Source organism: Kitasatospora sp. NPDC048722 (assembly GCF_040650235.1).
Taxonomy (GTDB): domain Bacteria; phylum Actinomycetota; class Actinomycetes; order Streptomycetales; family Streptomycetaceae; genus Kitasatospora.
Genome location: NZ_JBEZGX010000014.1, coordinates 92,652 through 116,824 on the forward strand (window position 1 = coordinate 92,652; position 24,173 = coordinate 116,824).

Genomic DNA, 24,173 nt, shown 5'->3' on the forward strand with positions numbered 1-24,173 from the left:
GTGTGATGAGCACAGTGGACACCGACCGGCGGAGGTGGATCGCGCTGGCGATCGTGATGGTCGCCTCCTTCATGGACCTGGTGGACGTGACCATCGTCAACATCGCCGTCCCCAGCATCCAGGAGGACACCGGCGCCTCCTTCAGCGCCATCCAGTGGGTGACCGGCGGCTACGCGCTGGCCTTCGCGATCGGCCTGATCACCGGCGGGCGCCTCGGCGACATCTACGGCCGCAAGCGGCTGTTCCTGATCGGCATCGGCGGCTTCACGCTCGCGTCCGCACTGTGCGGCCTGGCCACCGGCCCGGACATGCTGGTCGCGATGCGGGTGCTCCAGGGCGGCACGGCCGCCCTCATGGTGCCGCAGGTGCTCTCGATCATCCACGCGACCTTCCCGGCGGAGGAGCGCGGCAAGGTGTTCGGCATGTTCGGCGCGGTGGTCGGCCTGGGCGCCGTCTCCGGTCCGCTGATCGGCGCGCTGCTCACCGAGTGGGACCTCCTCGGCCTGGCCTGGCGGCCGATCTTCCTGATCAACCTGCCGGTGGGCCTGGCCGGGCTGCTGGCCGGGCGCCGGTTCATCACCGAGTCGAAGGCCGAGAAGGCCCTCAAGCTCGACCTGGCGGGCGTGGCCCTCGCGAGCGTCGGCCTGCTGATGCTGATCTACCCGCTGACGCACGGGCGGGAGGCCGGCTGGCCGCTCTGGGGGTACCTGTCGATGGCCGGCAGCCTCGTGGTGTTCACGCTGTTCGTGGTGTACGAGAAGGCCAAGGCACGGCGGGACGGCTCGCCCCTGGTGGAGCTCTCGCTGTTCCGGGTGAAGTCCTTCGCGGCCGGGATCGGCGTGCAGCTCACCTTCGGCGTGGTCTGCGGGATCTTCTTCCTGGTGTGGACCCTCTACATGCAGATGGGCCTCGGCTGGAGCCCGCTGAAGGCCGGTTCGACCGGGATCCCGTTCTCGCTCGCGGTCTCGACGGCCGCCGGGCTGTCCGTGCAGAAGCTGGTGCCGCGGTTCGGGCGCCGGGTGCTGCAGACCGGCGCGCTGGTGATGGCGGCGGGCGTGCTCACCTACATCTGGGAGGCGCACCGCTACGGGACGGCGATCGCGCCCTGGCAGATGGCGCTGCCGCTGGTCGTGATGGGCCTCGGGATGGGGCTGATCGTCGCGCCGATCACCGACGCGATCCTGGCGGAGGTGCCGCGCGAGCACGCCGGGTCGGCGTCGGGCCTGATCAACACCGTGCAGCAGGTGGGCAACGCGCTCGGGCTCGGCCTGGTGTCGGTGGCCTTCTTCGGGGCGATGGACGACGTCGTCGCGCCGACGGCGGTGGGCGACGCGTTCAGCGGGGCCTTCGTCCACGCGATGTGGTGGGTCGCGGGGGTGCTGGTGGTGGTGTTCCTGCTGATGTTCGCGCTGCCGCGCCGGAAGGCCGTCGCCGTGGGTACGGAGTCGGACGCGGGTGTCGAGGCGCGGGAGCCCGAGCTGGTCTGACGGTTCCGTGCGGGCAGGGGCCCCGGTCGCGATGCGCGGCCGGGGCCCTCGTGCGCACACCGGAACGGGTCGTGGACCGTACGGCGGTGGAGTCCCCGGTGCTGCGCTCGGTCGGGTACGACCGCCCGGCGCGGCGGCTGGAGCCGGAGTTCCCCGGCGGGCGCGTGCACGAGTGCGCGGCCGTACCGGCCCGGTGCACCGCGAGTTGATGGCGGAAAACAGCTGTGCTGGTCCGCTCGGGGAGCGACGGTACTTCGTCCGGCGGATCCGGGCGCGGTGCGCCCACCGGCGCCTCAACTGACCTCTGCGGCGCGGCGCGGCCGGTCGGGGGCCGGGTCGACGGGCAGCAACGGGCGGAGGCTGGTGGGGAACGCCCTGCTCCCGGTGAGGAGCACGCCGGGGCGAGGACCGACAGCTGGGGCCGCTTCATGGGCGCGATCTTCGCCGGGTTCGGCGCCGCCTGGATCCGGCTCGCCCGGCAGGCGACGATCCCGGCGCGCACCGTCCGGTGGCTCGCCGGCCTGTTCCTGCTCGGCGGCGCCGGACGGCTGCTGTCGCTCGCGGCGGCGGGCTGGCCGGGCGCGTTCCAGGCGGTGCCGGCCGCGCTCGAACTCGGGCTGCCGACGGTGTACTTCCGGCTGGCGGACGCCGACGAGCGCAGGGCCGCGGCCGGTCCGGCGGCCTGAGCCGGTCCGGCGGTCGGGCGGTCGGGCGGTCGGGCGGCTCAGTGCGCCTTGGCGGTGGCCTTGGCCTCCTTCGCGGCGCGCTTCGCCTCCTGCTTGAACTCCCTTACCAGAACGAGTGATTCGGGCCCGGTGATGTCGGCGACCGAGCGGTGCGCGCCCTCCTCGCCGTACGCGCCGGCCGCCTCGCGCCAGCCGTCCGGCCGCACGCCGTACTGCTTGCCGAGCAGTGCCAGGAAGATCTGGGACTTCTGCTTGCCGAAGCCGGGGAGCGCGTTGAGCCGGCTCAGCAACTCCTTGCCCGTCCTGGCGTCCTTCCACAGTGCGGCGGCGTCGCCGTCGTACTGCGCCACGAGGAACTGGCAGAGCTGCTGCACCCGCTTGGCCATCGCGGCCGGGTAGCGGTGCACGGCCGGCTTCGCGGAGAGCAGGGCCACGAACTCCTCGGGGTTGTACGTGGCGATCTCGTGGGCGTCCAGGTCCTTCCGTCCGAGCCGATGGGCGATGGTCAGCGGGCCGGTGAACGCCCACTCCATGGGCACCTGTTGGTCCAGCAGCATGCCGACGAGCGCGGCGAGCGCGCTGCGTCCGAGCAGTTCATCGGCCTCGGGCTGCTGTGCGAGCCGAACGGTGACGTCCATGGGCCCTCCTCGAAGTGGATCGGTCGGGTAGGCGCCCAGTCTGGTCGACGGGGCGGGAGGGGCGGTGGTCAACACGCCCGTAGGAGCGGAAGTCTTGGGGATCGAGGCCTTGGCGGAGCTGGTTTGTTCGTTGGCGGAGCGGTTGTTGGGGGTGTCCGGTGCCAACACTCCACCGCTGCGCGGAACATTTTTTTCCCCGTGGCGGTCACACTCTCCGCTCCCGGCGGGTCGATGGAGTGTCGGACCAACCAGCCACCGAGTGGGGAGCACTTCAATGTCCGTGGCCTACGTCATCGTCACCGTCCTCGGCGCCGTCATGGCCGGATTCTCGGCCGGCTCGGTCTTCGCCGGAGCCAAGTACGTCGTCGAGCCGCTCGCCCAGTACGGCGTCCCGCGCAGCTGGTGGGTCTGGCTCGGGATCGCCAAGGCCGCGGGCGCGGCCGGCCTCCTGGTGGGCCTCGTCGTCCCGGGGATCGGCCGCCTCGCCGCCGTCGGCCTGATCCTCTACTTCGCCGGCGCCGCGCTCACCGTCGTCCGTGCCCGCCACTACGCGCACGTCCCGTTCCCGCTGGTCTACCTCGCGCCGGCGGCGGCTTCGCTGGTCCTCGGTCTGGCGGCCTGAGCGGCCGGTACCGCAGTGCGCCTCCCGGGAAGGACCGGCCGAACTCGGCCCGTCCTTCCGGCCGTTCGGGGTGGTGGGGGCTCGTGGGTGGTGCGTGCGTGGTGAGGACGTTGCACGGGTGGCGCGTGCCGTGCCGGTGTGCGCTCCGCTGGCCGGGTGGTTGTGGCGGATGGAGCCGTGGGACACCCGATTCCGCACGGGTGAGCCACCGTTGGCCGTCGCTCGGGCGGAAGTTCGACCGGGGGTTCGAGCAAGTGGGTCATCTCATATGACTGTTCTCGTTGTGCCGGTGCCGGGAAGGGGGCGCGCGTCATCCTTGGTCCAAGTCGACGCGTCCAGAAAGGCCCGCCCGCCGTGACCCAGCCGTTCGAACTGCCGTCCTTCTACGTGCCGCACCCGGCACGCCTCAACCCGCATCTCGACGCGGCCCGCGCGCACTCGTGCGACTGGGCGCGGGAGATGGGCATGCTGGAGGGGTCCGGCATCTGGGACCGGGCGGACCTCGACGCCCACGACTACGGCCTGCTCTGCGCCTACACCCACCCCGACGCCTCCGCCGAGGCGCTGTCGCTGGTCACCGACTGGTACGTGTGGGTCTTCTTCTTCGACGACCACTTCCTCGACATGTACAAGCGGACCAACGACCGCGAGGGCGGCAAGGCGCACCTCGACCGGCTGCCGCTGTTCATGCCGGCCGACCCGGCCGCACCGGTCCCCGAGCCGGAGAACCCGGTCGAGGCGGGCCTGGCCGACCTCTGGCGGCGCACCGTGCCGACGATGGGCGAGGACTGGCGGGTCCGCTTCGCCGAGAGCACCCGGAACCTGCTCGACGAGTCGCTGTGGGAGCTCTCCAACATCAACGCCGGCCGGGTCGCCAACCCGGTCGAGTACATCGAGATGCGCCGCAAGGTCGGCGGTGCGCCGTGGTCCGCGCAGCTGGTCGAGGTGGCCGCCGGGGCCGAGGTGCCGAAGGAGGTCTCGGGTTCGCGCGCGCTGCGGGTGCTGATGGACGCCTTCGCCGACGCCGTGCACCTGCGCAACGACATCTTCTCCTACCAGCGGGAGGTGGAGGACGAGGGCGAGCTGAGCAACGGCATCCTGGTGCTGGAGCGGTTCCTGGAGTGCTCCACCCAGGAGGCCGCCGAGGCGGTCAACGACCTGCTCACCTCGCGGCTCCAGCAGTTCGAGAACACCGTGTTCACCGAACTGCCGGTGCTGTTCGCCGAGACCGGGCTCGAACCGATCGGCCGCGCCAAGGTGCTGACGTACGTCAAGGGACTGCAGGACTGGCAGTCCGGCGGGCACGAGTGGCACCTGCGGTCGAGCCGCTACATGAACGGTGGCGGCACGGCGGCGGAACCGGGCGATTCCGCCGATGTCCTTGACCGCCGAGCCGGTTGGGACCCGTTCGCGATCAGCGGGATCGGCACGTCGGCGCTGGACCTGGTGCGCGGCGGCGGGCCCGCGCCGGAGGTGCCGCCGGCGCCCGTCGGGCCGGGCGCGGTGGATCCTGCGGTGCGGCGTGCGCGTTCGCACGGCCACGTGCCGTTCCAGCAGGTCGGGCCGTCCCAACTGCCCGAGTTCAAGGTGCCGTTCCCGCTGACCCTGAGCCCCCACCTGGCGGGCGCGCGCGACCGGGCCGTCGAATGGGCCCAGCGGATGGGCTTGCTGGACGACCTGCCGGGCGTCCCCGGGTCCGCGCTCTGGACGGCCGAGTCCACCCGCGACTACGACCTCCCGCTCTGCATGGCGGGCATGCACCCGGACGCCACGGCCGGCCAACTCGACATCGGCTCGGCCTGGTTGCTGTGGGGTACCTGGGCGGACGACTACTTCCCCCGGGTCTACGGGAGCACCCGCGACCTGGCCGGCGCCAGGCTCGCCGTCGAGCGGTTGCCGCTGTTCATGCCGGTCGACGGCGCCGGCCCGGCGGTCGAGCCGGCCAACGCCCTGGAGCGGGGCCTGGCCGACATCTGGGAGCGGACGGCGGAGCCGATGGCCGTCGACGCCCGGCGGACGCTCCGCAAGAGCATCGAGGACATGCTGCTCAGCTGGCTCTGGGAGCTCTCCAACCAGGTGCAGCACCGCATCCCGGACCCGGTCGACTACCTGGAGATGCGCCGGGCCACCTTCGGCTCCGACCTCACGATGAGCCTCAGCCGGATCGGCCACGGGCAGACCGTGCCGCCCGAGGTGTACGAGCACGGGGTGATGCGCTCGCTGGAGAACTCGGCGGCCGACTACGCCTGCATGATCAACGACCTGTTCTCGTACCAGAAGGAGATCGAGTACGAGGGCGAGCTGCACAACCTGGTCCTGGTGGTCCAGAACTTCTTCGGCTGCGACTACCCGTCGGCCGTCCGGATCGTCGACGACCTGATGCACTCGCGGCTCGCCCAGTTCCGGCACGTCGCGGAGAAGGAACTCCCGGTCCTGTTCGACGACCTCGGGCTCGACGGCGCGGCGCGCGGGCTGCTCGGCGGGTACGTCGGGGAACTGGAGAACTGGATCGCCGGCATCTTGAACTGGCACCGGGAGTGCCGCCGGTACGCCGAGACGGACCTGAAGCGGCACTTCGGGCGCGAGGGGCGGGTCGTGCCGCGGGCGGAGGTGCCGCGACCGGGCGGGGTGCCGGCTGGACCGACGGGGCTGGGCACGTCGGCGGCCCGCGTGGCCTCGGCGCTGGTCGGGTAGCCGGCGAGGGCGAGGGGCGTGGCGCGGCCGGTCGGGGCGGGCTCCGACCGGCCGCGCCGGGTGCGGGCGCGCGGGCGGCGGGGGGACTGGCTAGGGTGACGGAACAGGGGCAAAACGGGCGTAAACGCCACGTGAGAGCCGTACGAGATCCGTACCAGAGCCGCACGAGAGGGCAGACAGATGGCCGCGCTACCTGAAGGCACACCCTGCTGGGCCGACGCGATGTTCAGCGACCTGGAGGGCGCCAAGGCCTTCTACGGCGACGTCCTGGGCTGGACCTTCGGCGAGAGCTCGTCGGAGTTCGGCAACTACACGCAGGCCTACTCCGACGGCAGGGCCGTCGCCGCCGTCGTGCCGCCGATGCCCGGCCCGGACGGCACGCAGGCCCGGTCCGCCTGGTGCCTGTACCTCGCCTCGCCGGACGCCGCCGCCACCGCGGAGAAGATCCGCGGCAACGGCGGCGAGGTGCTGATGGGCCCGATGCAGGTCGGCGGGTTCGGCACGATGGTGATCGCGCGGGACCCGGGCGGTGTCGTGTTCGGCGTCTGGCAGGCCGGCACGCACGAGGGCTTCGAGAAGCAGGGCGAGCCCGGCGCGTACTGCTGGGCCGAGGTGGTGACCCGCGACCCGGCCGAGGCGGACGGGTTCTTCCCGGCGGTCTTCCCGTACGGCGTGCAGAAGATGGGCAGCGAGCAGGTCGACTACAAGATCTTCCGGCTCGGTGAGCAGCCGGTGCTGGGCCGGATGGCGATGGGCCCGGCGGACCTGCCGCCCGAGGTGCCCTCGTACGTGAGCGTGTACTTCGCGGTGGCCGACGTCGACGCGGCGATCGTCCGGCTGCGCGCGGGCGGCGGCACCGTGCACATGGAGCCGATGGACAGCCCGTTCGGCCGGTTCGCGGTGGTCGGCGACCCGCAGGGCGCCGCCTTCGGGATCATCGACACGGGGACGACCGCCGGCGACATGCCCACCCTGACGGACGCCTGATGGGCGAGCGCGAGGACCTCGTCGCAACGCTCGACAAGCACCGCGGCTTCCTGCGGTACACCGTCCGCGACCTCACCGACGAGCAGGCCGCCCGCCGCACCACGGCCGGCGAACTGTGCCTGGGCGGCCTGATCAAGCACGTCGCCGCGGTGGAGGCGCGCTGGATGCGGTTCGCGGTCGGCGGCGCCGAGGAGATGCAGCGCGGCGGCGGCTCGCAGGACGACTGGGCCGCGATGTTCCGGATGCTCGACGGCGAGACGCTCGCCGGGCTGCTCGCCCGCTACGAGGAGGTGGCCCGGGAGACGGACGAGCTGGTCCGGACGCTGCCGGACCTCGACCTCGCGCACGAGCTGCCGAAGGCGCCGTGGTTCGAGCCGGGGGCGACGTGGTCGGTTCGGCGCGTCCTGCTGCACGTCCTCGCCGAGACGGCGCAGCACGCGGGGCACGCGGACATCCTGCGGGAGTCCTTGGACGGTGCGAAGACGATGGGTTAGGCGGCTTCCGACTCCAGCTGCAGACCGAGGAGTTCGCGCAGTGCGCGGTCCCCGTCGGGCGTGACGCGCAGGGCCCGGCCGGAGCCGATCCGCCGCACCCACGCGCGCTCCAGCGCCGTCCGGCAGAGTGCCGCGCCCAGCGCCCCGCCGAGATGGGTGCGGCGTTCCGTCCAGTCCAGGCAGGTGCGGACCACGGGGCGGGCGCCCTTGCCGCCCGCCCGGGGCGGCAGGTCGATGGCCTGCGCGGCGAGCCAGCTGCGGCCGTCCCCGGTGAGGGCGAGCCCGGCGTCGTCGCTGACCAGGCCGCGGTCGAGCATGGCGTCGGCGACGGCCACGCCGAGGCGCCCGGCCAGGTGGTCGTAGCAGGTGCGGGCGCGGGCCTCGGCGCTGCGGCGGGTGGCCTCGCGGAGGTTGCCCGGGGCGGGCCCGCTCCCGCCGGCGGCGTCCCCCGCCGCCGTCTCGGCGAAGACCGTGAGGTCCTCGATCAGCGTGGCGACGGCGGGTCCGGCCAGCCGGACGTACCGGTGCCGCCCCTGCCGCTCCTCGGTGAGCAGGCCGCCCGCGATCAGGCGCGACAGGTGCTCGCTCGCCGTGGACGGCGCGACGCCCGCGTGCCGGGCCAGCTCGCCGGCCGTCCAGGCGCGGCCGTCGAGCAGCGCGCCGCAGAACGCGGCGCGGGTGGGGTCGGCGAGCAGGGCGGCCAGCTGGGCGAGCGACATGCCTCCCATGGTCGCGCGGAGTCGTTTCGGCCGGGGCCGAAACGCGCTACCCGCCGGCCTTCAGGCCGCCGCCAGCTGCCCGGCCAGCGCCGCCCGCAACCACGCGTGCGCCCGGCCGAGGGTGGGCTCGTCGGGTGTGGTGAGTTCGCCGGCGAGCTCCCAGTAGCGCGCGATCACCGGGTCGTCGGTGACGTCGAGCATGATCCGCAGCCGGCGCCGGAAGTCCGGGGTGTCCCGGACGGAGCGGGAGGCGGCGTGGGCGGCGACGAAGTTGTCGAGCGCCCCGCCGTCGTACGGGTCCCGGCCGGCGCGCAGCTCCGCCGAGGCCAGGTCGTAGGCCTCGCCGAGCCCCTCGTAGAGCACGGCGGGCCGGTACTCGTGGTCCGTGCGGGCGAGTTCGTTCGGGCAGCCGCCCTTGCCGGCGGTGGAGTGGCTCGGGCCCGAACACCCTTGGGAGGCCAGCGCGTTCAGCCGGGCGAACGCCAGCACCTGGGCGGGCGCCGGGTCCGCCGGGGGCTGCGGGACGGCCGCGTCGACGATCGCGGCGGTCAGCCGGGCGGGCATCCGGAGCGGCAGCGCGCGCCGCCAGAAGCGGGCCAGCGCGGTGGTGTCCGGCGGGGTGGTCAGCCCGCCGATGAGCGTCAGACGGTCCGCGCGTTCCTCGGGCGGGCACTCGTGCAGAAGCCGCAGGGCGGCCTCCCGCCAGCGCAGGGCGGTGAGTTGGGAGCCGAGCTCGCGCAACTGCCGGGCCACCGCGTCCTCCAGGGCGTCGCCCAGCCCCTCGTCCCGCTCCAGCAGCCGGCCGACCTCCGGGACGGGCAGGTCGAGCGTGCGCAGCGAGCGGATCAGCCGCAGCCGCTCCAGCGCCTCCGGCCCGTACCGCCGGTGGCCGCCGGAACTGCGCCCGGCTTCGGGCAGCAGGCCGCGGTCGGAGTAGAAGCGGACGGTCTTGACGGTGACGCCCGCGTGCTCCGCGAGCTCACCGATGCTCCACAGGACGGCCGGTGGCAAGGCTTGAACCTCCCTCAGGGGGAGTTCCTACGGTACCCGCATCGCCCGGCCGGACGGGGGTCGGCCGGGCGACCACCGGCGTTGTCCGGTGACTGCGCACGACGTCGGGCGACTGCGCACGACGTCGGGTGACCACGAACGAGGAGGAGACGCGACATGACCGCATTCGTGCTGGTACCGGGCCACTTCACCGGGGGCTGGATCTGGCGGGAGGTGAGCGCCCGGCTCCGCGCGGCCGGTGCCGAGGTGCACGAGGCGACGCTCGCCGGCGGGGGCGGCGCCGGCCTGGAGACGCACGTCGAGGACGTCCTGCGCCTGATCGACGCGGCCGTCGACCCCGAGCTCGTCCTGGTCGGCCACGAGTACGGCATCCACCCGGTGCTCGGCGCCGCCGACCGGCGGGCGGACCGCCTCACCCGCATCGTCTACCTGGACGCCGGCCTGCCGGTGGACGGCGACCGGGCCGTCCAGCTCGTCCCCGACCAGCTCGCCCGCGAGCTGCTGACCGACCCGGCCCGCCGGCCCGCGGACGGCCTCCTCCCGGCGCCCGGCCGGGGCGAGTGGCACCGCTGGGGGAGCATCGACGGCCTCACCGCCGAGGCGCTCGACCGGCTCACCGCGCTGGCCACCGCGCAGCCCGTCACCAGCCTCGTCGAGCCGCTGCGGCTGTCCGGCGCCGTCGCCTCGGTGCCGACCACCGGGATCCTCTGCACCTCGGGCGGCGTCACCATCGCGAGCGTCGAGGCCATGGTGCGCACGGGCATGCCGCAGTTCCGGTTCCTGGCCGACCCCCGGGTGGGCTTCTTCGACCTCGACACCGGCCACTGGCCGATGCTCTCCCGCCCGGAGGAGCTCGCCGACCTCCTGCTCCGGGCCGCCGCCGGCGAGGGCCACCGGATCGCCCCGCCGCCCGCCGCCGAGGCGCCGGTGTTCTCACGTCCGCACGTCCTGGACACCCCGGACCACCCGCTGCCGGACTGCGCGCACGAGCGGGCCGGGAACCTCGACGTCTACCTGCCGGAGGCCGAAGGGCCCCTGCCCGCCGTGCTGTTCGTCCACGGCGGCCCCGTCCCCGCCGGCACCCGGCCCACCCCGCGCGACTGGCCGGTGTACGTCGGCTACGGCCGGTACGCGGCGAGCCTCGGCGTCGTCGGCGCGACGGTCGAGCACGGCCTGCACGAGCTCCACGGGTACCCGCGGGCCGCCGACGAGATCGCCGCGGCCGTCGAGGCGCTGCGCGCCCACCCGCGCGTGGACGGCGACCGGATCGCGCTCTGGTTCTTCTCCGGCGGCGGCCTGCTGACCACCGACTGGCTCGCCGCGCCCCCGTCCTGGCTGCGCTGCCTCGCCGCGAACTACCCCGTCCTCGCGCCGCTGCCCGGCTGGGAGGTCGTCGACCGGCGCTTCCGTCCGGCGGAGGCGGTGGCCGGGGCGGGCCGGCTGCCGATCGTGCTCACCCGGGCCGGGCTGGAGGCGGACGCGATCGCGGCGACGGTCGCCGGGTTCGTCGCGGCAGCGGGGGAGCACAAGACGGAGCTGGAGGTGATCGACGTCCCGAACGGGCACCACGGCTTCGAGATCGCCGACCACACCGACGAGGTCCGGGACGCCGTCGCCCGCGCCGCCGCTTCGGTTCTGCGGCACCTGCGGGCGTAGCCTTCCGCCCTTCCGCCCTTCCGGGCTCCGGGAACCGCTCCGCTCGCGGAAGGACGCGGAGCGGCCGGCGTTCCGGATCAGGGCGAAGTCCCTGACCGGCGCGCCGACGGCGTCAGGTCCTGATCGACCGCGCCTGACCGATGACGAAGGGCTCGGACCGCGGAGTGCGGTCCGAGCCCCCGCCCGCCTCGGAGGTCGGCTATGCGGTGCCCGAGCGCAGGGTGAGCACGGTGATCTCACTGGGGGCGAAGACCCGGAAGGGCGGTCCCCAGAAGCCGGTGCCCCGGCTGGTGTAGAGCTGGGTGCGCTCCCCGTGCCGGCTCAGGCCGTGGACCACCGGCTGGTCGATCCGGACGAGGAAGTTGAACGGCCAGATCTGGCCGCCGTGGGTGTGCCCGGAGACCTGCAGGTCGATGCCGGCGGCCGCGGCCTGCGGGACGTACTTGGGCTGGTGGGCGACGAGCAGCACCGGCAGGGCGGGGTCCGCCCCCTCCAGCGCGCCGATCAGGTTCGCGCGGTGCCCGGCCAGGCCGGAGGACTCCGCGGTCACGTCGTCCACGCCGGCGAGCACGAGGGCGTCCCCGCCGCGCTCCACCACGACGTGCCGGTTGTGCAGAGGCTCCCAGCCCAGGTCCGCCATGCGGTCCAGCCAGCCCTGCGCCTCTCCGCCGTACTCGTGGTTGCCCGTGACGTAGACCCTGGCCAGCTTCGACCGGATCGTCCCGAGCGGCGCGGACTGCTCCCGGCGCTGGGCCGGCGTGCCGTCGGCGATGTCGCCGGCGTGGACCACGACGTCCGCGTCGAGCGCGTTGACCACCCCGGCCACCCGCGCCGACCAGCCCGCCCGGTCGATCGGCCCGTAGTGGGTGTCGGCCAGCACCACGACCCGGGTCCCGTCCAGACCCCCGCCGAGCCGCGGGACGCGGACGTCCAGCCGCTTCACCCGGGGCACGCGCATCGCCTCGTGGTGCCCCCAGCCCAGCAGCCCGGCCGACACCACGGCCACGGCCAGGGCCACGGTCCTGGCCCGCCCGGCCCCGCCGACGTCGAGCCCGCCCAGCACGAGGTTCACCAGACCGCCCAGCACCGACCAGGTCCACAGCACCCAGACGACGCCGAGGCTGGTGTCCGCGACCCGGGCGGCCCGGTCGACCCGTCGCGCCCCGTGGCCCGCGACCATCAGGAAGGGGAAGGAGACCAGCCAGGCGGCGAAGACGGCGGTGCCGGCCAGGAAGACCGGGAACGGCCAGTCGGCCCCGGAGCCGAACAGCGTCCACCAGGGCGGGAGGCACAGGAGCAGGAGAACGCCGACGAGCACGGCCACCCGCCGCCCGACACCCCGCCGCCGGCTCCCGTCCCGGGCGCCCCCGGACCCCTCGCTGCCCACCCGAGCCCTTGGCTCCGATCCGACGGATCCACTCTCGACCACTGCGCCACCCCTCACGTCCCGGCCCCCATCATCCGCCACGCCACCCCCGACCGGGACGGCCCGGGACCGCAAGGACGGCGACCGACGCCCTGGCGCCGGCGGAGCCGTCGAAGGGGCCGGTGGACGTCCGGCACGAGGACGGCGCGGACGGCGTCACCTTCGAGTACGACCTGCACCCGAGTGGTGCGCTGCGCGTCCTGAGGGTCTTCGAGGACACGCCGTACCGGATCGAGGTCTGCTTCGGCCCCGGGGCGCGGCTCCAGGGCGTGGGCAGCCACCTGCGAAGCTGCGCCGAGAATTGACGAGCGGTCCGCTCCGGACGAACCACGGACCCTCGGCGGTGGTCCGTCCGGAGCGGTGGTCCTGCGGCCGTGGCGGGCGGACCACGGCCGTCCCGCCGACTACGCGGGTGCCGGCCAGGAGGCGGCCCGGCCGCGGGCGACGTCCGCCCGCCTGTCCGCCTCACCGGCGTCGTCGGAGGGGGCGACGGCCGACGGCAGGAAGTCGGAGCGCGGCTCCGGCCGCTGCGCTCCGCCGCCCGTCACCATGGCGAGCAGGTCGCTCGCGGCCATGGTGTTCGCGGGACGGGCGGCTTCGGCCATCATCCGGGCGGCGTCGACGGCGTCCGTCTCCGGCGGGACGACCAGCAGGTTCAGCCTGCGGGGGGCGTAGGAGAACACCGCGATCGTGTGCTCGTCCTGCTCGGTGGTGAACCAGCCCGCGTGGACGGTGTGCCCGGTGACCGGGATGCGCGGGGGGATGACGGGCCACTTCGCGGGGTTCACGGTGATCCGGGTGATCCGGCCCCACCGCTCGTCGATATCGGCGGCCAGGGCGGGGAGTTCGAGAAGGAGATCACGCGAGCGGGGCCACCAGGCTCCGTCCAGTCGGCCCGGCCGCACGCCACGGGGCGCGAGGGAGAGCCGTACGGTGGAATCCAGGGTGGCGGGCGTCGCACGATCGAGTGTCGTGGTCATGACCAAGGACCTGTCTCCGGGTCCGGCCCACGGGGTCGGGCCCGGCATTGCCGTTCGCCGGAGACGACGCCAGTATCCGGTGCCAGCATGCGAAGTGCCTTCGGTGATGTCCAGGTTACTCCCGGTCCGGCCCGAACCCGGCATGGTCGCTGCGGTCGGCATCGCCGCCCGCCGCCTTCGGACGGGCACCCCGGAACGGTGGGGCGTCCTCAGACGCGCCCGTAGCGGACCGCCTGGTCGGCGAACTCCCGGGCCATCTCCTCGGAAACGGTGGGACGGGTGCGGTGGATGGCGTCCAGGTAGTCCTGGGTGCTGGGCTGGGTCCGCTCCCCGGTGTCGAGCGTGCGCTCGAACGCGCTCTGGGCGACCGCCATGGCGACCTGCCTGATGTCGGCGGGGGTGAAGCCCTCGCTGGCCTCGGCGAGGACCGCGGTGTCGGCGGTGGTACCCGTCTTCGCGGTGTAGGCGGCCCACAGCACGTCGCGGGCGACGGAGTCGGGCGGCCCGACCGGCAGGACGTAGTCGAACCGGCCGTGCCGGAGGAACGCCGGGTCCAGGGTGGTCACCGAGTTGGTGGCGCAGACGAGCAGCCGGCCATCGCGTTCGCGGAACCGCACGATCGACTTGAGGAGTTCGTTGACCACGCCGACCGATGCGGGGGCGGCGAGGCTGCGCGTGCCGGCGACCTCCTCGACCTCGTCGATGAAGAGCAGCACGTGGTCGAGCTGCGCCACCTCCTCGAAGCGGCGGCCGAGCCCGCTGGCCAGCCCGTCCTCGGACGCGAGCCGGGAGGGGAAGAGCTCGACGAACGGCCAGCCGAGCCGGCCGGCCACGGCCTTGGCGAACGTGCTCTTGCCCGTGCCCGGCGGACCGAACAGCACCACCGCGCGGGGTGGTTCCACACCGTGGGCGTCCGCCAGCCCGGGGTTCGCCAGGGGCAGGACCAGACGCCGCTCGATGAGCCGTTTCTCGTTGGCCATGCCCGTGAGCTGCTTCCAGAGGCCGGCCTCGGGCATGACCGCGCCGAGCGCCGCCAGGACCGTCGCGCCCTGAGCGCTCACGGCCTCCGACTTCTCGAAGTACGTGAGCCCCCGGTGGGGGTGGAACCCGGAGTTGACCAGTGCGGCGGCGCCGGTCTCCTCGTCGGGCAGCAGAGCCGCGACGATCCTGGCGCCGGCGTCCCGCAGACGGTGCTCCAACGCCGACAGCAGGGCGGAACCCATGCCCAGGTTCCGCCAGGCGGGGTGCAGGGCGATGCGCAGCACCCACGCCCGGTCCCCGTCGACCCGGGCCACCGCCGCGCCCACGAGACGACCGTCGGCCACCGCGACGACGCTCGGATCCCGCGCCTGCAAGGCGGCGACCACGTCGGAGAGCCGGAAGACGGCGGCGCGGCCCGTGGTGGTGCTCTCCGCGTCGAGCCGGACCACCGCTTCGAGGTCGTCCGGCGTGAAGTCCCGGACATGCCATACAGCCATAAGCCGCTCTCGGACGTCGCGCTCTCCTTGGATTCCATCATCGTCCGACTCCGCCGCGGCCGCCTGCCCGGACCTGCCCGGACCGCTCAGCCGAGCAGGAGTTCCGCCGCCGGGGTGTGGTTCCCGGTCACCGAGGCGCCGGCCATGGCCGAGGCGGCCGTGGCCGGGGTGGTGCCCGGCGGTACGACCAGCAGCAGGAAGTGGTCCTGAAAGCCCCGGGTGACGCTGATCGTCGCATCGCTGCCGGTGAACCAGTTGATCCGGATCGTCAGGCCGTTCGCCGGGACGGACCTGGGCACTCCGTCCCAGGCCGAGGTGTCGAGGCCGACCCGGACGATGCGCCCGAAGTGCGCGCCGAGCGCGGTGATCAGGTCCGGCAGTTCGGCGAGGACGTGGTTCGAGCGGGGCCACCAGGCGCCGTCGAAGACACCCTCCCGCGACATCGTCGGCTCGAGTTCCAGCCGCGGCAGCAGCGGGGAGCCGGGCACCGTCCACGGCCCGGAAGCGGAAGAGCTGGGGAAAGGAATCGGCATCATGCGAAGCCGCCCGTCCGGTCCGCGAGGGACCCGTCAGACCCAGGGCGACGTCGGCGCTGATGCCGGTGTGCGGAATGTCCTCGGTTGTGTCCCACGCTACTCCGCGGCGGTCCGCTCCGGGCCGCTCGCCACCGGAGTAGGGTCGTAGACATCCAGGGCATCACGCATTCCGGTACCCGTTCCGGCTTCGTTCTGGGTGAAGGACAGCCCGGCAGCCCCCGGCGGGCGGCCGGAGACGGGAACGGTGAGCACCGTGACCACGCACCCTCCGCAGTCGGCACGGCACGGCCGCGGCCTCACGGTCGCCGACGCCATGGACCCCTGCGACTACCGGATAGCCGACGACGACACCGTCGACCAGGCCAATGACATCCTCCGCGGCGCCGACGTCGAGTACCTGCTGGTGCGCGACCACGACGGCCGGTGCGAGGGCCTGGTCACCCGGACCGGACTCCACACGTTCCTGGCCCGTTCCTGGTACACCGAGCGAACCACGATCGGCGCCACCGCGCACCAGCGCGGCCCGTTCGCCTGGCCGACCATGGGACTGGCCCTGGCCGCGATCGCGATGCGGATCAAGCACCTGGAGGTCTGGCCCGTCGTCGACGAGGACGGCTTCATCCTCGGCGTGCTCACCGCGGACCGCGCCACCGGCCTGCTCACCGTCGCACCGGCCGCCTGAATCCCTCGGTGCCCCGCGCCGTCCGCTGAGAACCGGCCGGACCAACCGGGACCGGAAGCACGACCACGACACGAAGAAGACCCCGACCGGCCCCCGGTCGGGGTCTTTCGGCTGCCCTTTCAAGCGAGGATCGCGTGACGCAGGTCACTTTCCCTTCCGTCAACGCCGCCGCTCTTCCCCGCGTATCCCGTCGCACAATCACCGTGGATCGGGAGGGAATCCGGATGGCTGGGTGGCGTGCCTGGTACGGGAGGTGTCCCTAGTGGGCGTCCGCGAGTGGCGCACCCGGTGGAGGGCGGCGGAACCGCTCGGCAGTGAGAACGGTGTGCGGAACGCGTACGACGAGTACGGCGGCGAGCTTCTCGGGTTCGCGCACGGTGCTCTCGGTGACCGCCAGCTGGCCGAGGAGGTGGTCCAGGAGGTGTTCCTGCGTGCGTGGCGTGCGTCGAGTTCCTTCGACAGCGGCCGCGGAAGCCTGCGGACCTGGCTCTACGCCATCGCGCGCAATGCGATCGTGGACGCCCGGCGGCGCCGGGCGGTCCGGCCTCCCGCAGCCCGCGCGCAGGAGGAGGGACGGGAGACCGCGGATGCGGACGCCGACCCGTACGACCAACTGCTGGCGCGGATAGAGCTGCGGGAGGCCCTGGACCGTCTGCGCCCCGAGTACCGGGACGTGGTCGTCGAGGTGTACTTCCTGGGCAGGAGTTGCGCGGACGTGGCCGGCGAGCTCGGCATTCCGGCGTCCAGCGCGCGCAGTCGCCTCTACCGCGGCATCCGCGCCCTGCGCGACATCCTCGACGAGAACGGATGGCTGGCACCGTGAACGACTTCTGCACCGCGATCCGCGAGGAAGCCACCGAACTCCTGCTCCTGGGCAGGCCGTTGCCGGTCCCACTCGCCCGCCACGTGGCGTCGTGCGAGGGATGCGCCCAGGAAGTCGAAGGGGTGCGCCGGGTGGTGCGCACCTTCGAGCGGGCCGACTCCCCCCGTGCGTCGGCCCTTCCGGCGCCCGGCAGGCCGGCCGCCGTCCGTGCGGCGCGGGCACGCCGGCCGGTGCGCCGCCGGGTGGCGGCCGCAATCGCGTCCTCGGTGCTGGCCGCCGGCGCGGCCCTCGTGACGGTCACGGCGGTCACCGGCGACGACGCACCCGCACCCGTCGCCTCCGTCCACGTCGCACAGGACGGTGAGATGATCGCGCACCCCTGGGGCACCGAGATCCCGGTGTCGCTGTCCGGGCTGCGGGCCGGCGGTACCTACCGGCTGATGACGGGCGACGTCCGCGGCGACCGGGTTCAGGCCGGCAGCGTGAGCGCGGGCGGGCAGGGCGACGCCTCGGTCCGCGTCCACCTGACCACTGCCATGAGCAAGGACGCCATCACCACGCTGTACGTCCAGGACGCTGACGGGCGGCTCGTGGCGCAGGCACCCGCAGGACCGGGTCACAGCACCTGACCGGGGGCGGCGTCCCTCCTCGTCCCCGAACAGACCCCTCGTCAGGGCCGGTTGCATGCCGGCCCCTCCTTCAACGCGCCCACGGGTGCACTTCATGTGGAGGTTTGTCAGTGTTTTCCATCCGAAGGATGCTCGGTGCCACCGCAGTGCTGGCCGGCATCGGCGCGACGGCCGTCGGCGCGGTGGACCTCGCCCAGGCCCAGCCGTCGAGTCCGGCCTCCGGCCCGTACGGCGAGGTTCGGGCCACTGCGGGCGGCGGAACGTCGGTCAAGGTGCCCGTGTCCGGCCGTGACCGCGTGTACACCGCCGACCAGACCTCCAACACGGTCACGGTCATCGACCCGTCCACCGACAGGACGCTCGGCACGATCGCCCTCGGGGCCCAGCGCCTGGGCGCCACGCTCAGCCCGCAGTACACCGGCGACGTGGGTGTGCACGGTCTGGCGGCCTCCCGCGACGGCAAACGCCTCGGCGTGGTGAGCGTCACGAGCAACACCGTCACCATCATCGACACGGCCACCAACAAGGTGATCCACGAGACCGACGTCGGCCGCGCCTCGCACGAGGGCGTCTTCACCGCAGACGGCAAGCAGTTCTGGGTGGCCGACCGGGGACGCGACACCGTCACGGTCGTCGATGCGGTACGCGGGGGTGTCGTCAGCCAGATCAAGGTCGGCCCCGGCCCGTCCAAGGTGCTCCTCAGCCCCGACGGCAGAACCGCCTACGTCAACCACATCAGCGCGCCCGAGATCACCGCGGTCGACGTGCGCACCCACGAGATCCGCTACACCATCAAGGGTCTCGGGGACGCCTTCTCCTCCGACGCGGCGATCTCGCCCGACGGCACGGAGCTCTGGGCATCCCACAAGCGCGCCGGCCTGGCCAGCGTCATCGATCTCCGGCACCGCCGGGTCGCGGCCGTGCTGAAGACCGGACCGGACTCCAACCACCCCAACTTCGCCGACACGGAGAACGGCTCGTTCGCCTATCTGACCGTCGGCGGTCTCGACCAGACCTTCGTCTACCGCCGCTCCCCGGGCGGCACACCGGAGTTGGTGACCCGGATCCAGCACAGCGGGCACGCGCCGCACGGCATGTGGCCCAGCGGAGACGGCACCCGCATGTACGTGGGCCTGGAGAAGTCCGACGCGGTCGACGTCATCGACACCGCGACCAACCGGGTGACCGGCACGACGAGCGTCGGCAAGGAGCCTCAGGCCCTGGTGTACGTGCCCGATGCGGCGCCCGCCGGGTCCGCGGCCAACCTCGGCCGCCAGGGCCTCGGCGACGCGCCCCGCAACGTGCCCACCACCCTGCCCGACGGAACGGCGGGCGACCCCGCGCGCCCCGACGACAAAGGCCGCCGACTGGAGGCCACGGTCCGGACCGTCAGCGGCCTCGGCATGATCCAGCTCCAGGCCCGCGACCTGCAGCCGACCACCACGTACCAGGCCCACGCGGTTCAGAAGGACGGCAGCAGGACACCGCTGCTGTCCTTCACCACGGACTCGTCGGGCAACGCCGCCCAGGTCCTGGCCTTCGCCGACTTCACCGGCGTGGGCGTCTCCCTCACCTCCGAGGGCAAGGCCACCGCTCAGACCCTGGCTCGGATGTCGGCCACGGCCGCCTCCATGCACACCGGCTCGGCCGACGCCGTCGAGGCCGCCGACCTCCTGTACTGCGACTGCTGCTGAAAGGCCGCCGCCACCATGACACGCACACCCCGCACACGCCCCGGCCGGCACGCACACCGGGCGACCGCGGTACTGGGAACGGCCGTGGCAGCACTCCTCCTGCTCACGGGGAGCGCCTCGGCACACGTCCGGGTGTTCTCCGAGGGTGCGACGGCCGGGAGCCCGGCCACCCTGCGGTTCCGGATCCCCTCGGAGAAGGCGGACGCCACCACCGTCCGCGTCGACCTCGCCCTTCCGGCCGACGTCGCGTTCACCGGAGCGCCGCCCACCCCCGGATGGACGCGTCAGGAAGTCCTGGCCTCCGCGGGCGGGGCGGCTCACATCGTGTGGACCGCCACAGCGGGCCAGGAACTCAAGCCCGACGAGAACCGCTACTTCGAGGTTGAGGTAGGACCGCTTCCGAGGAAGCCGAGCATCGTCTTCGACATGGCCCAGACGTACTCGGACGGCACCGTGGCGAACTGGAACCAACGGCCGACCGGAGGCAAGGAACCGGACTTCCCGGCACCCGTACTGGTTCTCGACCCCGCGGCCGCGGACGATCAAGCCCGAGGGGATGCGGCGGTACGGCAGCCCCCGGCGACCGATCGGAATCCGGCAGCGGCGGCCACGGACGAAGGGGCGAACGCACTGCCGTGGCAGCTGTGGACCGTGACGGGCATTGTCGCCCTGGGCGCAGTTGCTGTCGTCGTGAAACACCGGAGGACGGCTCGCGCCGGAACCTGACCGGCGCGGCCCTGCGAGCTGCCGCCGGTCAGGAGGACGGCGCGACCGGGCCGCAGCAGAATCGACGATCCGCGCCCCGACAGACCCGCGACACCGCCCAACCGCGCACCGCCGAGGCCCGGATCCGCCGTCATGTCGGGTACGTCCCCGGAACCAGAGCCGCTCCGCCGCCGGTGGCACGCCGGGGTGCCGGCCTCCTTCCGTGTGCTGACGATCGGCCAGGACCGGTTGTGATCGTCTAGTGGCATCCCCAGCGACCGAGCTCCCCATCCCGAAGGAGACCACCCATGCCCGCGTCCGCCCCCCGTCGCGCCGCCGTAGCCGCCATCGCGACCGGCCTCGTCCTGCTCGCTGCCGCCGCGCCCGCCCAGGCCGCCGGGCCGCACCCGTCCGATGCCTCCCGCCCGGCCGCCGCCTTGCTCCAGCGCCGACTGGACTCCCTGGTGACCGACCTCGGCGTGCCGGGGGCCCTGGCCACCGTGCAGGATCGGTACGGCCGGACCGAGAGCCGCACGGCCGGCGTCGGCGACCTCGCGACCGGTACGCCGGTGCCGCGGGACGGTGCGATCCGGGCCGGGAGCAACACCAAGACCTTCGTCGCGGTTGCGGTGCTCCAGCTGGTCGGCGAGCGGAGGATCGACCTGGACCGGGAGATCGAGCGGTACCTGCCCGGCCTGGTCCGGGGTCCGGGCGGCGACGGGCGGGACATCACGGTCCGTCAACTGCTCCAGCAGACCAGCGGTCTGCCCAACTACAGCGAATACCTCGCCGACGACATCCGCCACTACGAGCCCGGCGAGTTGCTCGCCCTCGCCCTCGCCCACCCCGCCACCTCCGCGCCCGACAACTCCAAGGAGCGCGCCTGGAAGTACAGCAACACCAACTACCTCCTGGCAGGCATGCTGGTCGAGAGGGTGACCGGCCACCCCCTGGCCCAGGAGCTGGACCAGCGGATCATCCAGCCACTCGGCCTGCGCCACACCTACTTCCCCGCCTCGGGCGAGACGACCATCAAGGGCCGGCACCCGAGGGGCTACTACCGGGAGACGGCCGACGCGCCGTTCGTCGACGTCACCGACATCGACCACTCCTGGGCCTGGGCGGCCGGCCAGTTGGTCTCCACCCCCTCCGACATCGACCGGTTCTTCTCCGCCCTGCTCGGGGGCGAGCTCCTGGAGGAGCCCGAGCTGAGGGAGATGCGCCGCGCGACCTCCGACGCTTCCGTCACCTTCGGCCCCGGTGCCGCGTACGGCCTGGGTCTGGTGAGCCGCCCGCTCTCCTGCGGCGGCGTCTACTGGGGCCACGGCGGCAGCATCCCCGGCTACGAGAGCCGGGTCGGCGTCACCGAGCAGGGACGGCGAGCCGTCACCGTTGCCGTGAACGAACAGCGCAACGACGCGCCCGGACGCGCACGTCTCGACGAGGTCGTGGACGCGACGCTCTGTGCCGGCCCTCGCTGAGGCCCTCGGAACGGAGATTCAAGGTCGTCGGACCGTGGCAGGGCGGACCCCGAGCGGGCTCGCAGCCGGGTTCGGAACCGACCGTGGCGGTCGCGTCGGTCCCTGGGCGCGGCTGGGGTGCGTCCGGTCGATCACGTGACGATCGCCGCCGGGGAACGACGAAGGCCCGGACCGTCGAAACGGTCCGGGCCTTCGGCCGGCGGAGGATGCGAGATTCGAACTCGTGAGGGGTTGCCCCCCAACACGCTTTCCAATTCTCCTCGGCACCGTTCAAGTGGTCCGTCACATTCTTGACCTGCGGCGGAGCAGCTCCAAGGATGCGGTCTGAACTCCGGCGAGCGGAGGTGAACGAGACCAGAACCGAGACCACCCGCTGTCGGACTCCGGCCGATCCGGCAGTGCCGCGCCCGTCTTGCTCCATCGTCTGGAGTGCAGCGCAGGTGTCGCGGCGGGGGCGTGGAGCGCTTCTGGGCCGCTCATCCCCGCGGACGCCCGCCGCATCGGGAACCGAGCACCGCGTGGATTCGAATTCGTGAGAGGTCGCCCCCAACACGCTTTCCACCTGTCCGTCCGGGCGTTCGACGGCGGTCGTGAGCGTCCTCACCTGCGGCGGAGCGGCTCGCCAGATGGGCTCCGAACGGTGTTGGACGGGGGTGACTGCAACCAAGACTGCAACCAGGACGTAGCTGGGATCGCGTTGCAGCCGTCTCGGTCGGATGCCGTTCGGAATGGTCAGCCGGCGAAGCCCGGGACCACCAGGCCGGACTCGTACGCGATCACCACGGCATGGGTCCGGTTCTGCGCGCCGAGCTTGGTCAGCACGTTTCCGACGTGGGTCTTGACCGTCTCCAGGCTCACCGTGAGGGACTCCGCGATCTCCGGATTGGAGAGCCCGGTGGCCATCAGGCGCAGCACCTCCTCCTCCCGGCCGGTCAGGGCGGCCCGCGGCAGGGCCTCGGCGGAGCCCAGCGGGCGGGCGGCGACCATGCGGCCCAGTGCGGCCGGGAAGAGGACCGCTTCGCCCGCCGCCACCACCCGGACCGCCTCGGCGATCTGGCGTACCGGGAGGCGCTTGAGGACGAAGCCGCTGGCGCCCGCGCTGAGGGCGGCGGTGACGTAGCCGTCGTTCTCGAAGGTGGTGATCACCACGACCTTCGGCGGGTCGGCCGCTTCGGCCAGCAGTTGGCGGGTGGCCTCGATCCCGTTGCGACGCGGCATCCGGACGTCCATCAGGACCACGTCCGGCCGCAGGCTCTGCGCCCGTTCGACCGCCTCGACGCCGTCGGCGGCCTCGCCGACCACCGTGATCCCCGGCTGTGCGGCGAGCAGCGTGCGCAGGCCGCTGCGGGTCACCTCGTCGTCGTCCGCGATCACGAGGGTGATGGCGGGGCTGGTGGCGGCGGGGAGGGCCATGCCTTCGCCCGCGTCGGATCCACTCACGCCGAGACCCGTACCGGCAGCCGGACGGCCAGCCGCCAGTGCTGCGTCCCGTCCGGGCCGGCCTGGAACTCACCGTTCAGCAGCCGTACGCGCTCGGCCAGTCCGGGCAGGCCGTGGCCGGAGGTCGGGAAGGCGCCCGGTCCCGGGCCCGTCCGTGCCCCGGTCCGGTTGACCACCGTGAGTTCCAGTCCGTCCGGCCCGGCCGCGACCCGGACTTCGATCGGGCCGCCCGCCCCGTGGCGCAGCGCGTTCGTCAGCCCCTCCTGGAGGATCCGGTACGCCGCCCGGGAGAGCGTCCCCTGCACCTGCGTCAGCTCGCCCGACAGGGCCGGTTCCACCACCGCCCCCGCGTGCCGAAGACGGTCCAGCAGCTCGGGGAGGTCGGCCAGGGTCCGGGTCGGCGCTGTTCCCGACTGTTCCTCGCGCAGCACTCCGAGCACGTAGTCCAGGTCCTCCAGCGCGACCCGGGTCGACTCCTCGATGCTGCGCAGGGCGGCCCGCGCCGCCGCCGGGTCGGCGCAGAGCACCTCGCCCGCCACCGCCGCCTGGATGGTGGCCGCCGTCAACGTGTGCCCGATCGAGTCGTGCAACTCGTGAGCGATCCGATTGCGTTCGGCCAGCAGCAGCTCCCGCTCGGCAGCCAGCGCGAGCCGCTCGGCCGCCGACGGGCCCAACAGCCGGGGCGCCGACCACCGCAGGGCCTTCGTCACCAGTACGCAGACGGCCACCGCCAGCAGGATGCACACGGCCGCCACCACCCAGCTCCACCCGCCCGACACCCGGACCGACGTGCCGAACAGACTCGCCCGCGCCTCGCCGCCGAGCCAGTTCCCCGGCAGGGAGAGGCCCATGATGAACAGCACCCCGCTCGCCAGCGCCCCCGTCCACCCGACGGCCACGTGCAGCACCAGCCAGATCGGGGTCCGCCAGCGGTCGAGGCCGAGTGAACCAGAGGTCCGGCGACCGGCCACCGGGTTCGGCAGCGGCACCCGCAGCAGCCGGCGGGCGGACACGACCAGCGCCCGCCGTACGGGGCGCGCCAGTCCGACCGTGCCGACCAGCACCGCCCAGACCAGCAGGACCAGGACGATCTGCACGCTTTCCGGAGCGGATCGCCACGACAGCGCTGGCAACAGGGCGAGAGGCAGCAGCGGAAGGCTCGCCAGCGCGCCGCAATAGGCGAACAGCACACCCGAATACGTCGAGCCGCGCAGCAGCGGCCGGATTCCCCTGATCATGGTCGCCAGTATCGCCGGGCAGCCCACCGGCAGCCTCCCCCGATCGGGGGAGCGATTTCTCCGGCCT

23 protein-coding genes and 1 pseudogene are annotated in these 24,173 nt (G+C 73.3%); 15 read left to right on the forward strand and 9 right to left on the reverse strand.

Translation table 11 applies throughout. The features are described 5' to 3' along the window. Window positions 1–5 precede the first annotated feature (5 nt). The 3 genes and pseudogenes from AB0C76_RS13395 to AB0C76_RS13405 form a co-directional block, all read left to right on the forward strand. Window positions 6–1,487 carry an MFS transporter gene (locus AB0C76_RS13395; protein WP_359963974.1) on the forward strand — a complete coding sequence of 494 codons (1,482 nt, stop codon included), beginning with the start codon at window positions 6–8 and terminating at the stop codon, window positions 1,485–1,487. A 71-nt stretch (window positions 1,488–1,558) separates the two neighbouring features. Then, window positions 1,559–1,696, forward strand: coding sequence for a hypothetical protein (locus tag AB0C76_RS13400; RefSeq protein ID WP_359963976.1), 138 nt, complete (start codon window positions 1,559–1,561; stop codon window positions 1,694–1,696). A 186-nt stretch (window positions 1,697–1,882) separates the two neighbouring features. Then, window positions 1,883–2,173, forward strand: a pseudogene (locus AB0C76_RS13405) (DUF4345 domain-containing protein); the annotation flags it as partial. Window positions 2,174–2,211: 38 nt separating this feature from the next. Here AB0C76_RS13405 and AB0C76_RS13410 read toward each other — a convergent pair. Further along, window positions 2,212–2,811 carry an HhH-GPD-type base excision DNA repair protein gene (locus tag AB0C76_RS13410; protein ID WP_359963978.1) on the reverse strand — a complete coding sequence of 200 codons (600 nt, stop codon included), beginning with the start codon at window positions 2,809–2,811 and terminating at the stop codon, window positions 2,212–2,214. A 274-nt stretch (window positions 2,812–3,085) separates the two neighbouring features. Here AB0C76_RS13410 and AB0C76_RS13415 point away from each other — a divergent pair, with 274 nt between their 5' ends. From AB0C76_RS13415 to AB0C76_RS13430, 4 genes are all read left to right on the forward strand, one after another. Next, window positions 3,086–3,433 (forward strand): DoxX family protein, encoded by a 348-nt coding sequence (locus AB0C76_RS13415; protein ID WP_359963979.1) that lies wholly within the window; start codon window positions 3,086–3,088, stop codon window positions 3,431–3,433. 354 nt (window positions 3,434–3,787) lie between these two features. Continuing rightward, complete coding sequence (locus AB0C76_RS13420; protein WP_359963981.1) at window positions 3,788–6,127, forward strand: terpene synthase family protein; 2,340 nt, start codon at window positions 3,788–3,790, stop codon at window positions 6,125–6,127. Window positions 6,128–6,307: 180 nt separating this feature from the next. Beyond that, window positions 6,308–7,114: a VOC family protein gene (locus AB0C76_RS13425; RefSeq protein WP_359963983.1), complete on the forward strand. Its 807-nt coding sequence runs from the start codon at window positions 6,308–6,310 to the stop codon at window positions 7,112–7,114. Next, window positions 7,114–7,608, forward strand: coding sequence for a DinB family protein (locus tag AB0C76_RS13430; RefSeq protein ID WP_359963985.1), 495 nt, complete (start codon window positions 7,114–7,116; stop codon window positions 7,606–7,608). Before AB0C76_RS13425 ends, AB0C76_RS13430 begins: the two co-directional genes overlap by 1 nt. On the opposite strand, the gene AB0C76_RS13435 is transcribed toward AB0C76_RS13430, so the two are convergent. Together AB0C76_RS13435 and AB0C76_RS13440 are read right to left on the reverse strand one after the other, a co-directional pair. Then, window positions 7,605–8,327: a winged helix-turn-helix domain-containing protein gene (locus AB0C76_RS13435; protein WP_359963987.1), complete on the reverse strand. Its 723-nt coding sequence runs from the start codon at window positions 8,325–8,327 to the stop codon at window positions 7,605–7,607. The two genes, AB0C76_RS13430 and AB0C76_RS13435, sit on opposite strands and share 4 nt — an antisense overlap. Window positions 8,328–8,387: 60 nt before the next feature. After that, window positions 8,388–9,338, reverse strand: coding sequence for a MerR family transcriptional regulator (locus AB0C76_RS13440; protein WP_359963989.1), 951 nt, complete (start codon window positions 9,336–9,338; stop codon window positions 8,388–8,390). A gap of 156 nt (window positions 9,339–9,494) precedes the next feature. Here AB0C76_RS13440 and AB0C76_RS13445 point away from each other — a divergent pair, with 156 nt between their 5' ends. Beyond that, on the forward strand, window positions 9,495–10,994 hold the full coding sequence (locus AB0C76_RS13445) for an alpha/beta hydrolase (protein WP_359963991.1): 1,500 nt from the start codon (window positions 9,495–9,497) through the stop codon (window positions 10,992–10,994). Between the two features lie 199 nt (window positions 10,995–11,193). Here the strand turns inward: AB0C76_RS13445 and AB0C76_RS13450 are convergent, their stop codons facing one another. Further along, the gene (locus tag AB0C76_RS13450) at window positions 11,194–12,312 is read right to left on the reverse strand and encodes a metallophosphoesterase (RefSeq protein WP_359964069.1); all 1,119 of its coding nucleotides are present in this window, start codon (window positions 12,310–12,312) and stop codon (window positions 11,194–11,196) included. Window positions 12,313–12,542: 230 nt separating this feature from the next. On the opposite strand from AB0C76_RS13450, the gene AB0C76_RS13455 reads away from it, so the two are divergent. Next, the gene (locus AB0C76_RS13455; protein ID WP_359963993.1) at window positions 12,543–12,725 is read left to right on the forward strand and encodes a hypothetical protein; all 183 of its coding nucleotides are present in this window, start codon (window positions 12,543–12,545) and stop codon (window positions 12,723–12,725) included. Between the two features lie 99 nt (window positions 12,726–12,824). Here AB0C76_RS13455 and AB0C76_RS13460 read toward each other — a convergent pair whose 3' ends face one another. The 3 genes from AB0C76_RS13460 to AB0C76_RS13470 all read right to left on the reverse strand — a co-directional run bounded on the left by AB0C76_RS13460 (window position 12,825) and on the right by AB0C76_RS13470 (window position 15,414). Beyond that, window positions 12,825–13,400, reverse strand: coding sequence for a DUF5994 family protein (locus tag AB0C76_RS13460; RefSeq protein ID WP_359963995.1), 576 nt, complete (start codon window positions 13,398–13,400; stop codon window positions 12,825–12,827). A gap of 209 nt (window positions 13,401–13,609) precedes the next feature. Then, window positions 13,610–14,878 carry a GNAT family N-acetyltransferase gene (locus tag AB0C76_RS13465; protein ID WP_359963996.1) on the reverse strand — a complete coding sequence of 423 codons (1,269 nt, stop codon included), beginning with the start codon at window positions 14,876–14,878 and terminating at the stop codon, window positions 13,610–13,612. Between the two features lie 86 nt (window positions 14,879–14,964). Next, the gene (locus AB0C76_RS13470; protein WP_359963998.1) at window positions 14,965–15,414 is read right to left on the reverse strand and encodes a DUF5994 family protein; all 450 of its coding nucleotides are present in this window, start codon (window positions 15,412–15,414) and stop codon (window positions 14,965–14,967) included. A gap of 253 nt (window positions 15,415–15,667) precedes the next feature. Here AB0C76_RS13470 and AB0C76_RS13475 point away from each other — a divergent pair, with 253 nt between their 5' ends. The 6 genes from AB0C76_RS13475 (at window position 15,668) to AB0C76_RS13500 (ending at window position 21,428) form a co-directional block, all read left to right on the forward strand. Further along, a complete protein-coding gene (locus tag AB0C76_RS13475) occupies window positions 15,668–16,096 on the forward strand; it encodes a CBS domain-containing protein (protein WP_359964000.1) in 429 nt (142 codons plus the stop codon). 325 nt (window positions 16,097–16,421) lie between these two features. Further along, window positions 16,422–16,919 (forward strand): sigma-70 family RNA polymerase sigma factor, encoded by a 498-nt coding sequence (locus AB0C76_RS13480; protein WP_359964002.1) that lies wholly within the window; start codon window positions 16,422–16,424, stop codon window positions 16,917–16,919. Further along, window positions 16,904–17,548, forward strand: a complete 645-nt coding sequence (locus tag AB0C76_RS13485; protein WP_359964004.1) for a hypothetical protein — start codon at window positions 16,904–16,906, stop codon at window positions 17,546–17,548. Before AB0C76_RS13480 ends, AB0C76_RS13485 begins: the two co-directional genes overlap by 16 nt. Window positions 17,549–17,676: 128 nt before the next feature. Next, window positions 17,677–19,242 carry a beta-propeller fold lactonase family protein gene (locus tag AB0C76_RS13490; protein WP_359964006.1) on the forward strand — a complete coding sequence of 522 codons (1,566 nt, stop codon included), beginning with the start codon at window positions 17,677–17,679 and terminating at the stop codon, window positions 19,240–19,242. A gap of 84 nt (window positions 19,243–19,326) precedes the next feature. Beyond that, the gene (locus AB0C76_RS13495; RefSeq protein ID WP_359964008.1) at window positions 19,327–19,968 is read left to right on the forward strand and encodes a DUF1775 domain-containing protein; all 642 of its coding nucleotides are present in this window, start codon (window positions 19,327–19,329) and stop codon (window positions 19,966–19,968) included. A 287-nt stretch (window positions 19,969–20,255) separates the two neighbouring features. Beyond that, window positions 20,256–21,428, forward strand: a complete 1,173-nt coding sequence (locus AB0C76_RS13500) for a serine hydrolase domain-containing protein (protein WP_359964010.1) — start codon at window positions 20,256–20,258, stop codon at window positions 21,426–21,428. 732 nt (window positions 21,429–22,160) lie between these two features. On the opposite strand, the gene AB0C76_RS13505 is transcribed toward AB0C76_RS13500, so the two are convergent. Both AB0C76_RS13505 and AB0C76_RS13510 read right to left on the reverse strand, forming a co-directional pair. Next, entirely contained in the window at window positions 22,161–22,841 is a 681-nt protein-coding gene (locus tag AB0C76_RS13505; RefSeq protein ID WP_359964071.1) for a response regulator transcription factor, read from the reverse strand. Between the two features lie 23 nt (window positions 22,842–22,864). After that, the gene (locus tag AB0C76_RS13510) at window positions 22,865–24,106 is read right to left on the reverse strand and encodes a histidine kinase (protein ID WP_359964012.1); all 1,242 of its coding nucleotides are present in this window, start codon (window positions 24,104–24,106) and stop codon (window positions 22,865–22,867) included. Between the last annotated feature and the right edge of the window lie 67 nt (window positions 24,107–24,173).